Source organism: Plebeiibacterium sediminum, assembly GCF_026013605.1.
In the GTDB taxonomy this organism is placed as follows: domain Bacteria; phylum Bacteroidota; class Bacteroidia; order Bacteroidales; family Marinilabiliaceae; genus Saccharicrinis; species Saccharicrinis sediminus.
On sequence record NZ_JAPDPJ010000056.1, the window covers coordinates 25,902 to 38,773 of the forward strand.

The following is a 12,872-nucleotide window of genomic DNA, read 5'->3' on the forward strand; positions in this document are numbered from 1 at the left end:
TTAGGATAATTTCTTAATTACTAATTTCCCAATGGCATTTACAATTCCTGTTATCACAAATAACAATAAACCAATGGCAATTAATGCACTCATTTTTAAGCCATCAGCCTCCCCGAATTGATTGGCTATTACACTGGCCATACTGTTACCTGTACTAAATAATCCTGTTGGTATAATATTAGCGTTACCAATGAGCATGGTTACTGCCATTGTTTCTCCTAAAGCTCTACCAAAAGCAAGAATAAAACTGGCAATAATACCAGAACGGGCATTGGGTAAAATCACATTAAAAATAACCTCCATACGAGTTGCTCCTAATGCATAGGCAGCCTCTTTTAATTCATTTGGCACCATAGCAATTATTTCTGCGCTCAGAGATGTTGCATAAGGAATAATCATGATGGCCAGTATCAATCCTGACGTGAATATCCCATATCCCTGTGAATCTAATCCCAATGAAACTATAAAAGGACGTAGTGTATAAAATCCCCATAAGCCATAAACAATAGAAGGAACTCCTGCCAAAAGATCAACCATAGAACTAAGAACAGTTGAAAAAGAAGACTTTTTAAAATACTCAGCAATAAAGAGAGCTGTTGAAAAAGCCATTGGCAAACAGATAATCAGTGCCAATAATGAGGTACTTAATGTTCCGGCAATAAAGGGTAATGCACCATAACTTTCTCTACCTTCAGTAGGGTTCCAGTCTGTAGATATAATAAATCTCCACCCAAATTTTTCAAACACCGGTATAGCGTCTCCCAACAAGGAAAAAATCATTCCGGCAGACACCAATAATATTACAAGAGATGATAATAATAGTACGTATTTTGTTATGGTATCGCTTTTCATTTTCGATTTGTTTCAATTACAGTTCTTAAATTTCAATTATTAAGAACATTATTGATTTCTATCAACACCTTACAGTGCAAACCAATCTATTTTAAAGTAAAAAATCAGGCCCTTTCGAACCTGATTTTCGTATAATTTTACTAAGCCAGGCTTGTTAACTCAACAGAGCCTATTTTAACAAAGCTTCACCATTATATGTAACAGAACGAAGAATTGTTTTAGCCTGAGCAACTGCTTTTTCAGGAAGTGGCGCATAATTTACTTTAGATGCCTGAGATTGTGCACCTTCGCTAATTAACCAATCCAAAAATTCAAGCGTTCCCTGAGCCTGAGCTTTAGAACGTCCATCATAAGCTTGCTCCTTATAAAGAATTAACCATGTAAAACCACTAATTGGATAAGCATTTGCATCATCAGAGTTAGTTAACATTACACGAGTATCTTCAGGCATAGCTCCCTGAGCTGCTGCACTAATTGATTCAATAGATGGCTCAATATAGTTTCCTGCAGCATTCTTTAACATGGCATATGATATTTTTTGAGCAAAAGCATATTCACTTCCTACGTAACCAATAGCACCTGGAGTTGATTTAATAGTACCAGCAACACCAGGGTTACCTTTAGCTCCAATACCTACAGGCCATTGTAATGATTTACCTGTACCAACAGCATCAGCCCATTTTGTACTAATCTTAGTCATAAAATCACTAAAGATGTAAGTAGTACCACTACCATCTGATCTGTGTACAAAAGTAATTTCCTGATCAGGTAAATTTAAACCTTCGTTGTTTGCAGCAATTTTAGAGTCATTCCATTTGGTAATGTCACCCATAAAAATTCCTTCTAACAACTCGTTAGTTAATTTAAGACCTTCAACACCTTCTAAATTGTAAGCAATAACAACAGCTCCTAAACAAGTAGGGATATGTACAATTTCAGAAGGCATTGCTGCCATTTTTTCATCTGATAAATAAGCGTCGGTAGCACCAAAGTCAACTACTTTATCTTTAAGACTTTTAATTCCACCTCCGGAACCGATACCACCATATGTTACTAAAACACCTTTTTCTTTAATGTAATTTTTAATTACCATATTATAATATGGCATTGGGAATGTTGCCCCTGCTGCTGCTATGCTTACTGCTTTATCTGAGCTATCAGCGGCACTTTTTTTACCATTTGAACATGCGCCAAACATGGCTGCAATTAATAGTACTACTAGTAAATTTTTCATACGTTTTTTTTACTTTAAAATTCGTGTGTAACACTTATGATTACCATACCATCATAAGCATTTCATCTCTGTTTTATTATTTAGGTATAGTATTTAGAATTTTATTTCGCAATTCACATATACATAACTTACACTTTCAACGCCATCAGCTTTAGGCGAGAAATTTTGGAAGTTTGGAGCGATCTTAATTCCTTTAACCGGATTAAACTCAGCACCTAAAACAATTCTGGAACCGTCAGCACTTGTATTCCAATCATCATTTGATGTCATATTATCATATCGGGCAAATATCTTAGATGACTTTACATTTACTGTTCCATAGGCTGCAAAACCACTTAAGTCTCTTCCTTCACGCTTTCTGTTATTTGTTTGCCCTGCATATTCTGCTGCAATGGAAAAATGATCATTACTATATCGTCCTGCAAAAGCTAATGTAGAATGTCTGGCAAGATCAACCGTTGTAGCTCCATCAACATAGTTCGATTCACCTGTTGCTGTTTCATAATAAGCTCTTAAGCTAAAACCATCAGTTGGTTTTAATGTCAAACCTAAACCAACCGAAAAGATACTATCTGACTCAAGGTTTTTATAACCTTCCCCATTAACAAGTATAAGGTCGGCACTAAGGATATCGCTAAACTTATATGCAGCACTAATACCCAAGTCAGCACTTGATCCCATTTTATTTTGATCCTGAAATGCCTTGGCAACGTATCTGTATCCCCATGCTGTTTCCTGAAATTTAAAAGCTGTTGTTCCAATCAAACCAAAATTGATGGTCCATCCATTACTTTTATATCTCAAATAAGCATTCTTTACATACGCTGTCATTTCCAACTTACCACCATCTTCAGGGTTACCAACATCAAAAACTAAATCTCCTGACCACTTTTCACTGAATTTGTAACCATACCCCAGATATGCACGATTCAATTCAAATTCATTCTTAGTTTCACCATCCATAATTGTACTATGAAAATTGGTGAAGATTCTGAATGTTGGTTTTCCAGAAGGTTTAAACTCTTTAGTTTCCTGTGCAAAACCTGTCATTCCAATACATAAGATAGCAAAAGCAATAATTGCAAATTTTTTCATTTTCCTGCGTTTAGTTTATATTCATTTCCTCCCGAGAAATGTTTTTTAATGATTTAAATTTTCCTTTTTAATTATTTTTCCCACTGCAAACATATAAAGGCACAGTTACAGCGCGGTTAAAGAGGTGTTACAAAACTGTTACATTTTTAATACTTGAGGGATTTTTATTTATTTGCATCAAATTACAACGGAAAAAATGCATAGTCAAGTTAAAATATTATCAACTAATAAATTGGGTCAACTAACTGATGATGAAGGAATTAAACAAACCCCTCCTCATGATTGGGTTTTTCTTCCTGCTGGCGATGCTGGTGTTACAAGAAAAGTAACATCTCAAAAAAAATACTGGAAAGTTGTTTTTAAAAAAGGACGAAGAACTATGTCCAAAGGCATATGGGCACCTCAAACCATAATTGACTGGGCTAAAAAAGAAATGCAAGCAACAAGAAATACTGAAGCATATAAAAAACAAAGAGCCTACAGTATTAAACGTAGAGAGGAACAACAAAATAACTATGAACAGGAGTTTTGCATAGCGGTAGAACAATTTTTAAACTTTGACCCAAAATATGATGTAATTGCTAAAACTGTAGCCATATTAGTTACAAAACATGCCATACCTGTGGGAAGTGGAACTGTTGCACGAACCTCAATGATCCCAATTGAAGAAAGAGCATCAAAAGCTGTTATTGCATGGATGCGTCATCAAACCACACAATATGATCATATGCACATTGCTAAAGTTAAGGGAGAAAGAAGAAGTGTAAGACGTAGTCTGGCTGAGCAATCTGTTCAAGTACTGGACAATTATCGTAAAGGAAGAATTATACCGGCAAACTGCCCCCTAAAAAATGCAATTACCAAAAAACTTCAATAATATTTATCAATCTTCAATATTGAGATATTTCTCAATTTCCTAAATTTGGATTACTGTTCATAAGTATTCAACTTTTACTATTGATAAAAAAATCATAATAGGCTAACTTACAATTAAGTAGTATAGGTTCTGGAAAAACAGGTACATAATCAGTTTTAAACTGATTGAAATAGGTATGTTATATCAATAAATGAAGAAATACCCCCCAAAACCATATATTATGATAAAATTGAACAACAGTAAAGTAAAGGATTCTTTAATCAAGCAAATTAAATCTTCTATTAAAAAGAAAGTCAACCTGACTATCATAACTCTTTTAATTGTTTTTGCTGCTATACTCTCCATTACTTTTTACAACACACTAAGTAGTGAAATTGAAAAGACAACAGAGGAAAATATGGTCAGTCAGTTAGAAGATCTGAACACCATTCTAAATTCAGAAGTACATGCAAAACAAAATCAGGCCAAATTAGCCATGAAATTTGCAGAATCGCTCTTCCATAACGAAGGAGATATTATTGAAAAAAAAGAGCACATAATAGTAACAGGTATCAATCAACTTTCTAAAGAAGAAAAACAATACAAAATACCCGTTTGGGAACTTGGTGACACTAATCTGTATAACAGTAATAATTTGGTTGATTATATTCAGGAGCAAACACATGAAACAGCTACCATTTTTCAAAAGATAGAGGATGGATATCTTAGAATTGCTACCAACGTTATTAATACCAACGGAGAAAGAGCGATCGGAACTTTTATACCTAATGATTCTGAAGTTATTGAAACGATAGAAAAAGGAGAAACTTTTTACGGAAGAGCTTTTGTTGTGAATGATTGGTATCTGACAGCCTATAAACCCATTTATATAAACGATGAAATAAAAGGAATTTTATATGTTGGAACACTTGAAAAAAATTACGCATTCCTAAAAAAAGTATTTTCCCAAAAGAAGTTCTACAACAACGGGTATCCTTTTTTAATAGCTGAAACAGGTAATTTTATTATACACCCTACAAATGAAAATGAAAATTATAGCAAAGCTCAATTCTTCAAACAATTAGTTTTAAAAAATGGAGCTATTGCAAGAACAGAATATATCTGGCCAGAATCTGGAAATGGAAAAAAGAAAATTCAATTCTACAAATATTTTGAACCGTATAAATGTTTCATATCCACTTCTGTATATAAAGCTGATATGTATGCTGGGCTAAACAAATTATTATTGTTTTCAACCCTTTTAATAATTGCCGCTGCCATTTTATTATTTGTTTCCATTAACAGATTCCTGGCCCCAATTCTTACTCAGCTAAAATTAATGGCAAACAATGCAGAGGCTATTGCCAATGGAAATCTTACTATAAATATTTCTTCAGAAAGAAGTGATGAATTAGGAAAGCTATCTGTTGCATTAAGTACTATGATTATAAAACTAAAAGAAGTAGTTAATGCAATAGCATCAGGAGCAGAGCAACTAAACTCTTCAGGCATGCAATTCGACAGCACATCTCAGGATATATCTCAAGGTGCCAATGAGCAGGCTTCAGCTCTTGAGGAAGTATCTTCTACAATGGAGGAAATTTCTTCAAGTATCATACAAAACACGGAAAGTGCGAGAAAAACACAGGAAATATCTGAAATGGTAGCTACTGAAATAAACAACGTGAATAAAAAGGCACTGGAAGCTAGTAAAATAAGTAAAATCATTTCAGAGAAAATTCATTCCATAAACCAAATAGCCACACAAACTAATATTTTATCGCTTAACGCAGCCATTGAAGCCGCTAAAGCTGGTGTACACGGTCGAGGATTCGCAGTAGTTGCTGAGCAAGTTCGCAGATTAGCGGAAGACAGCAAAAATGCAGCTTATGAAATAATTAAATTAGTCAACCAGAATGTTAAAATGACTGACAGTGCAGGAAAAAGTCTTCAGGAATTGATTCCTGATATTGAAAAAACCAGCCAATTGGTACAAGGAATAACTATTGCAGGTCAGGAGTTAGAATCCGGGGTAAACCAAATAAACAGTTCTTTACAACAAATAAATGTAGCCACCGTTCAGAATGCGGCTGGTAGTGAAGAACTTGCCGCAAGTGCAAAAGAATTATCCAGTCAATCAGATCATTTAATAAAACTAATCTCCTATTTTAACACGGATAAAAAGCAGATTATTACTTATAAAGAATTTTCAGCCAATGACGTGATGGACTTTACTCCTAAATCTTTTATCACCGCCTCTTCAAAAGGCAAAAAGGAAGAAACAATATCAGAAACACAAAGAGAACATCGAGAAAAAACTGATTATGAGCAATTTTAATAGTTGAGAATTTTATTTTTTTTCATTCAAAAAATCCTTATTAACGTAAGGATTTTTTTATTGTATTTAAGAAACACTTTACATTACCAATCTTTTTGTTTAAATTAAAGATATGTTTTCCCAATTTAAATAATCCAGCCATGAAAAAAACAGTTTTAATAATCTCGGTATTTTTAGTTGGTATTCTTATTCTATCCAGCTGCAAGCACAAACCTCACATTGGTCTTTTAGTTGATAATCTTCAACAGGAAAGATGGAAAAAGGACATGAGTATTTTTGAGGAAAAGGTAAAAGAATTAGGAGGAACCTGCTCTGTATTAATTGCAGATTCAGATCCTGACAAACAATTACTGCAAGCTGAAGAAATGATTGCCAACGGCGTTGAAGTCTTAGTCGTTATACCGGCAAATCAACTTAAGGCAGGCGATATTGTAATTTATGCGCACCAAAATCATGTACCTGTTATTTCTTACGACAGACTCATAAAAAACTGCAATCTTGACTATTATATTTCAACAGACAATATTGCCATTGGAGAGCTTCAGGCAGGATACTTAACTAAAATAAAACCTGCAGGTAAATATGGAATTATTGGAGGTTCAAGAGTTGACAATAATGCCTACTTATTAAACATTGGCCAGCTAAATATTTTACAACCTCTGATTGAAAAGGGTGATATTGAAGTTGTATTTAATGAATACACCAATTCATGGTCGTTACATGAGGGTTATGAAATTACCAACAACTACCTTAACAGTGAAATGAACCAAGGTTTAGATGCTATTATTGCTGGTAATGATGCCCTTGCTGCCGGTGCCATCAGCGCATTAAAGGAACACAATTTAGCCGGTTCTGTCTTAGTTGCAGGTCAGGATGCCGACATTCAGGCCATACGAAATATTGTAGGTGGAAATCAAACCATGACAGTTTATAAACCTATTGAGGCATTAGCTTATACAGCTGCTGATGCAGCTATTAAAATATCTAAAGGCATTGCACCATCTAATATGGATATCACCATTAATAATGGAAAACGTTTGGTTCCAGCTATATTATTAAAATCTCAAGTTGTTCATCGACAAAATATTGATTTAACTGTTGTTTCTGAAGGCTTTATAAGTGAACAGGATATTGAAAAAAACGGAAATAAAGAATAATATACAAGTTTAAAAGCACAGGGTTAACACTTTATAGTACGGGTAAGTAGCAATGAGTAGCAACATGTTTGATTGATAGGAGTTTAAAAGAAGGATTGTGTATTTTTTGGGATGTATGTTGCTACTTACCTTTTTATAATTACTATTTTCGTATCAAAATAGTAAACATGTCGCAACTTAAAATATACCGTGCTTCTGCCGGATCCGGAAAAACCTATACTTTAACAAAAGAGTTTCTTTTTCTACTCTTTAAAAATCCAACGAATTATACTAGAACTTTAGCTGTAACATTCACCAATAAAGCGACTGGTGAAATGAAAAGCCGTATACTGGAGAAACTTTATCAAATTTCTGCCAACAAAACCAAAGATTACGTTGATGATTTAATAAAGGAATTTGAAATTTCTGAGAAACAGGTAAGACAAAGGGCTCATGTTTTATTAAGCTATCTACTGCATGACTTTTCAAACTTTTCTGTAAGTACTATTGATAGTTTTTTCCAAAAAATCATACGTTCTTTTGCTCGCGAAGCTGGATTAGAAAGTGGTTTTAAAATAGAACTAAACGGTCCTAAAATTCTTCAAAAAGCCATTGATCACCTATTATTAAAGGTTGATTTACCTGAGTATGAACATTTAAAAAACTGGCTGGTACAATTTGCCGAACAGAAATTAAATCAGGGTAAAAACTGGAATTTAACCAATGACCTGAATAAGCTTGGATCAGAGATATTTAATGAGCTTTTTCAACTTGAAAGTCGTGATATTTTGATTGCACTTAGCAATAAGGATTGGATGCAGACCTACCTCAACCAGATTATTGCGATAAAAAACGACTTTGAAAAAAAGATAAAAGGAATTGGAGAAGAAGCCAGTGATGCCATTAAAAAATCAGGTTTAAAATATGAAGACTTTACTGGTAAGAGTCGTACTCCGGTAAAATATTTTGAAAAACTCAAAGCACTTGATAAACTAGAGGCCGGTCCTACAGTTTTAAAGCTAATTGACGAACCTGAAAAATGGGGACGTAAAGACAACACTCCTGCCGTTCAGGATGAAATCAGTGGAATCTATCCCCTACTCAACATGCTACTAAAAAAAGCATTGGATATCATTGAAAAAGAATTTGAAACATACAATACTGCCAATGTAATCAGTCAAAATATCTATGCACTTGGAATTATTGCAGACATTGCAAAAGAGGTACAAAACATTTGCAGAGAAGAGAATATATTTCTGATTGCCGATTCATCACACTTTTTAAATCGCATTATTGATCAAAACGATACGCCTTTTATCTATGAAAAAATTGGCAGTAAGTTTCAGAACTTTATGATTGATGAGTTTCAGGACACTTCGAAACTGCAGTGGTTAAACTTTAAACCGCTTATTGATAATTCTTTATCAAGTGATGAAACAAGTCTTATTGTGGGTGATGTAAAGCAATCTATTTACAGATGGCGAAACTCAGACTGGAATTTATTGGAGCATCAAATTACACAGGACTTTAGACAACACGGAAATCAAGAAGAAACTTTAGATTGGAACTGGAGAAGCTTCTCTAATATTATCCAGTTTAATAATACCATATTCACACATGCGTCAAACCTGATTCAAAACGACTTTAATAATAGCTTAACAGAGCATATTAAGGATACAGCTATTCAGGATTTGTTTAAAAAGAAAATTTCTAACGCTTACGCTGATGTATTTCAACAAACACCAGTAAATAAAGAAGATAACAAAGGCTATATTCAATCCCGTTTTTTTGAAATTGACAAAAATGCAGATTATGACGAGTTGATGCTTCAGGAAACTGTAGAACAGATAGAAAACCTTATTGAAAAGGGATATTCTTATAGTGATATTTGTATTTTGGTTCGAAAAAAAGGAGAAGGAGAAACCATTGCCAACGCACTATTATCTGGTAATTATTCAAAAGACGGAGCTATTATTCCTGTCGTTTCCAATGAATCATTATTTCTATCAGGTTCAGCTGCCATAAACTTTATGATGGCTCAGGTAAAATATCTTCAAAACCCAAACAACCTTATATTAAAGGCTGATATGGTTTTAAATAAAAGATTACTTGAGGAAGATACTGAAGGAACATTAATTGAAATAGGAAACTATTTTGAATTCAATGAATCAGAAGGTTTTAACAACACCAATTACTCATGGATTGATGTTTTATTAAGTAAACGGCAAAAGCCATTACTTGAGTTAATTGAATACCTGGCCAACCAACTTCCTGAAAAGATTAAAAAAGAACAGGGTATCTTTATTCAGTCATTTATTAATAGCACCAATCAATTTATCAAAGATCATTTTCCGGATTTATCAACCTTTATTGAATGGTGGAATGACAAAGGCCAAACGGAAGCTATTTCGGTGCCTGATGATCAGGATGCCATTAAAATCATGACCGTACATAAATCAAAAGGTCTTGAATTTAAGGCGGTATTAATTCCTTATTGTAATTGGAAATTAGACTCAGAAATATCAAGTAATATTATCTGGTGTAAACCCAATCAGGAGCCATTTAACGCAATAAAACTACTTCCGGTGACCTATACCTCTAAATTAAAAGATACCATATTTAAAGAGGAATATTTTGAGGAACAATTGTATCAGTATGTTGATAGTATAAACCTGCTATATGTTGCTTTTACACGGAGTTGTGAAGTGCTCATCACCTTTGGCCCTATGCCTTCAAAATCGAACAAAGGAGGACTTAAAACAGTATCTGATCTATTGTACCATACTTTTAATAATTCTGGTTTAAACGAAGCTAAAAATGGTTTTATTGACATAACAAAAGGCTGGAATGAAGAACAGAATATTTTTAGCTATGGAGAAATTCCTCAACAACAACATCACAACTCTGACAAAACAGATATTGAAAGTGAAGTTCTAAAACCATTTAGCAATAATATATTAAACAATGACAACATTGCGATAAAAACCAACAGTGTGGATTACTTTTCAAAAGATATTAAGCAGTCCAGATTAAACTATGGAAATATAATGCATGAGGCATTTGAATATATTCATTCTGAGAATGATATAGATGGTGCTTTAAACAGACTTATGTTTGAAGGTAAAATTTCTGAAAATGAGAAATCGCAGCTTTCATCTGAAATAAAATCACTTATAACACAAGATAATACCAGACGTTGGTATGATTCTTCAAACATCATAAAAACAGAAAATACAATTATCTCTTCTCAAGGAACTTATCGTCCGGACAGAGTAGTATTTATTAAGGATACTATACATGTAATAGACTATAAATTTGGAGAAAAGGAAGACAAAAAATATGAAAAGCAGATGATGTTTTATATTCGTCAGATTAAACAGATGGATCACAAACCTGTATCAGGATTTATATGGTATGTAACCTTAGGTAAGATTGTTGAAATAGCACCGCAGGCTATTCAAGGTAATTTATTTTAAAAAAGCACTGATTTAATTTTATTTACAGAATAAAAAGCGTAATTTTGCGCCCGATTGTACAATCTACATGTAATCTCTTATTGAACAGGTGGTTCACGTAATATTGCATGTATTTGTTAAATGCAAAAGATTTTATAAAAAATGGATTTAATTAAAATTGCAGAAGAAGCATTTAAAACTGATTCAGTAGAAGTTCCTTCTTTTGGAGCAGGAGACACTATCTCAGTATCTTACAAGATCAAAGAGGGAAACAAGGAGCGTATCCAGGTTTTCAAAGGTGTTGTTATTCAAATTAAAGGTGCAGGTACCGCTAAAATGGTAACTGTGAGAAAAATGTCTGGAAACCAAGGTGTTGAAAGAATTTTCCCATTAAACTCACCTTTTATTGACCAGATTGAAGTTAATCGTTATGGTAAAGTACGTAGAAAACGTATTTACTATCTACGTGCACTTACTGGTAAAAAAGCGAGAATCAAAGAGAGAAGAATCTAAGAAAACTCTCCATAAAGAAATCCCCGTTCATTATTGTTCGGGGATTTTTTTTTATTATTTCTTTAGGTAATCCTGCAAAAACTTAAACTCATATTCAAAATTAGGAGTAAATACTTCTTTTCCTAATTGTTTTTCAATCTCCTCTATTTTCCAGAACTTACCTTCTTCAACCTCATCTCCATCAGGCTTTAATTGCTCTTTAGTAACTGTAATAAAACCTAAAACCAGTTCCCTTTCAACTTCACTTTCCCAAACATATTGCTTAAATGGTTTTACACTGAAGTTTTGCAAACCTATTTCTTCCTGAGCTTCTCTTTGTAACGATAGTTCAATAGATTCGCCTGCTGCCACATGTCCCCCAACAGCTGTATCCCATTTATTAGGTTGTATCAATTTGTGTGCAGGTCGTTTTTGTAAATACAAGGCTCCTTGATCATTAAAAACATGCATATGAACTACAGAATGTAATATTTTGGAACCATTATGAGCTATACTTCTTGGCATTTTACCAATAACTTTACCTTGCTCCTCTACAATAGGAACCCATTCTTCCTGACTATATTTTTTCTGCTTTATTCTTTTATTGTATAATTCAAATACAAAATAAACTCCAAATAAAACATAAAAACCTGGTCCACTAATCATTACCCAAGCCTCCTTTGACATAAATACAGCAGAATGAAAAACCAGTAAAGTATGCAACGAAAAGATCCAGAATAAAGCCTTGATACTCCTTGTAAACTCATATTGTTGCCATGGATTAATATCAATACCTTTCATATATCGCCCACTCATTGCCATCATAAGGTTTTGCTTTCCATAGGCGGAAATACCCAATAAAACGCAAAATATAATACCAATAACACCAGGCTTTAATTTGAAAAACAAGTCATTTTCTAAAACTATGGATATTACCCCCATTGCCACTAAAAGCCCAACATCAAATAGTATGAATTTATCGGGTTTCTGCTTTTTAAATAAACTAATGGCTACTTCAACTAATCCAAACCCAATAGCCACCAATAAACCCACTTCTGTTCCCCATAAGCTATCCGCCAAAACAAAAATGATTAAGGGTGCTAGTCCTGGTAGTAATTTCTTTATTAAGTCTAACTGATTCATGTTTATTTTATTCCTTATATATTTTAATATCCACTGAATACATTTTAATAAATCAATTCAGAGCTCTCCTAATTATATTTGTTAACTGGTGCTTCGCCCAGACCAGACTTCATTTTTTAGTTCACAAGGTCTGTTTCCTTATTGTGTTCATGATTTTCGCTACGCTCCAATTGTCATACCACAAAAAACAGAAGCAAAAAAAGGCTAGGCTGCACCCACTTCTCTCAAAAAACTACGATTATTTGACTGAAATCGTTTAAACTCGTTGCAC

The 12,872-nt window shown here is 33.6% G+C and carries 9 protein-coding genes; 5 read left to right on the top strand and 4 right to left on the bottom strand.

All coding sequences use genetic code 11. The features are described from left to right. The 3 genes from pstC to OM075_RS18865 form a co-directional block, all read right to left on the bottom strand. Entirely contained in the window at positions 1–852 is an 852-nt protein-coding gene (pstC, locus tag OM075_RS18855) for a phosphate ABC transporter permease subunit PstC (protein WP_301192097.1), read from the bottom strand. Positions 853–1,021: 169 nt separating this feature from the next. Continuing rightward, positions 1,022–2,086 (bottom strand): phosphate ABC transporter substrate-binding protein PstS, encoded by a 1,065-nt coding sequence (gene pstS / locus OM075_RS18860; protein WP_301192098.1) that lies wholly within the window; start codon positions 2,084–2,086, stop codon positions 1,022–1,024. A 93-nt stretch (positions 2,087–2,179) separates the two neighbouring features. After that, positions 2,180–3,181: a putative porin gene (locus OM075_RS18865; protein ID WP_301192099.1), complete on the bottom strand. Its 1,002-nt coding sequence runs from the start codon at positions 3,179–3,181 to the stop codon at positions 2,180–2,182. Positions 3,182–3,377: 196 nt separating this feature from the next. On the opposite strand from OM075_RS18865, the gene OM075_RS18870 reads away from it, so the two are divergent. The 5 genes from OM075_RS18870 (at position 3,378) to rplS (ending at position 11,479) form a co-directional block, all read left to right on the top strand. Next, positions 3,378–4,058 (top strand): DUF2293 domain-containing protein, encoded by a 681-nt coding sequence (locus OM075_RS18870; protein WP_301192100.1) that lies wholly within the window; start codon positions 3,378–3,380, stop codon positions 4,056–4,058. A 220-nt stretch (positions 4,059–4,278) separates the two neighbouring features. Further along, a complete protein-coding gene (locus OM075_RS18875; RefSeq protein ID WP_301192101.1) occupies positions 4,279–6,375 on the top strand; it encodes a methyl-accepting chemotaxis protein in 2,097 nt (698 codons plus the stop codon). A 140-nt stretch (positions 6,376–6,515) separates the two neighbouring features. Then, positions 6,516–7,532, top strand: a complete 1,017-nt coding sequence (locus OM075_RS18880) for a substrate-binding domain-containing protein (protein ID WP_301192102.1) — start codon at positions 6,516–6,518, stop codon at positions 7,530–7,532. Positions 7,533–7,699: 167 nt separating this feature from the next. Then, positions 7,700–10,987: a UvrD-helicase domain-containing protein gene (locus OM075_RS18885; protein WP_301192103.1), complete on the top strand. Its 3,288-nt coding sequence runs from the start codon at positions 7,700–7,702 to the stop codon at positions 10,985–10,987. Between the two features lie 141 nt (positions 10,988–11,128). After that, the gene (gene rplS, locus OM075_RS18890; protein WP_301192104.1) at positions 11,129–11,479 is read left to right on the top strand and encodes a 50S ribosomal protein L19; all 351 of its coding nucleotides are present in this window, start codon (positions 11,129–11,131) and stop codon (positions 11,477–11,479) included. Positions 11,480–11,533: 54 nt separating this feature from the next. Here rplS and OM075_RS18895 read toward each other — a convergent pair whose 3' ends face one another. Beyond that, on the bottom strand, positions 11,534–12,601 hold the full coding sequence (locus OM075_RS18895; RefSeq protein WP_301192105.1) for a septation protein IspZ: 1,068 nt from the start codon (positions 12,599–12,601) through the stop codon (positions 11,534–11,536). Positions 12,602–12,872 lie beyond the last annotated feature (271 nt).

What these genes read in the sequence shown, in the direction of transcription:
- pstC (WP_301192097.1), bottom strand. Translation starts at nt 852, where the DNA reads ATGAAAAGCGATACCATAACAAAATACGTACTATTATTATCATCTCTT.
- OM075_RS18875 (WP_301192101.1), top strand. Translation starts at nt 4,279, where the DNA reads ATGATAAAATTGAACAACAGTAAAGTAAAGGATTCTTTAATCAAGCAA.
- OM075_RS18870 (WP_301192100.1), top strand. Translation starts at nt 3,378, where the DNA reads ATGCATAGTCAAGTTAAAATATTATCAACTAATAAATTGGGTCAACTA.
- OM075_RS18865 (WP_301192099.1), bottom strand. Translation starts at nt 3,181, where the DNA reads ATGAAAAAATTTGCAATTATTGCTTTTGCTATCTTATGTATTGGAATG.
- OM075_RS18880 (WP_301192102.1), top strand. Translation starts at nt 6,516, where the DNA reads ATGAAAAAAACAGTTTTAATAATCTCGGTATTTTTAGTTGGTATTCTT.
- rplS (WP_301192104.1), top strand. Translation starts at nt 11,129, where the DNA reads ATGGATTTAATTAAAATTGCAGAAGAAGCATTTAAAACTGATTCAGTA.
- pstS (WP_301192098.1), bottom strand. Translation starts at nt 2,086, where the DNA reads ATGAAAAATTTACTAGTAGTACTATTAATTGCAGCCATGTTTGGCGCA.
- OM075_RS18885 (WP_301192103.1), top strand. Translation starts at nt 7,700, where the DNA reads ATGTCGCAACTTAAAATATACCGTGCTTCTGCCGGATCCGGAAAAACC.
- OM075_RS18895 (WP_301192105.1), bottom strand. Translation starts at nt 12,601, where the DNA reads ATGAATCAGTTAGACTTAATAAAGAAATTACTACCAGGACTAGCACCC.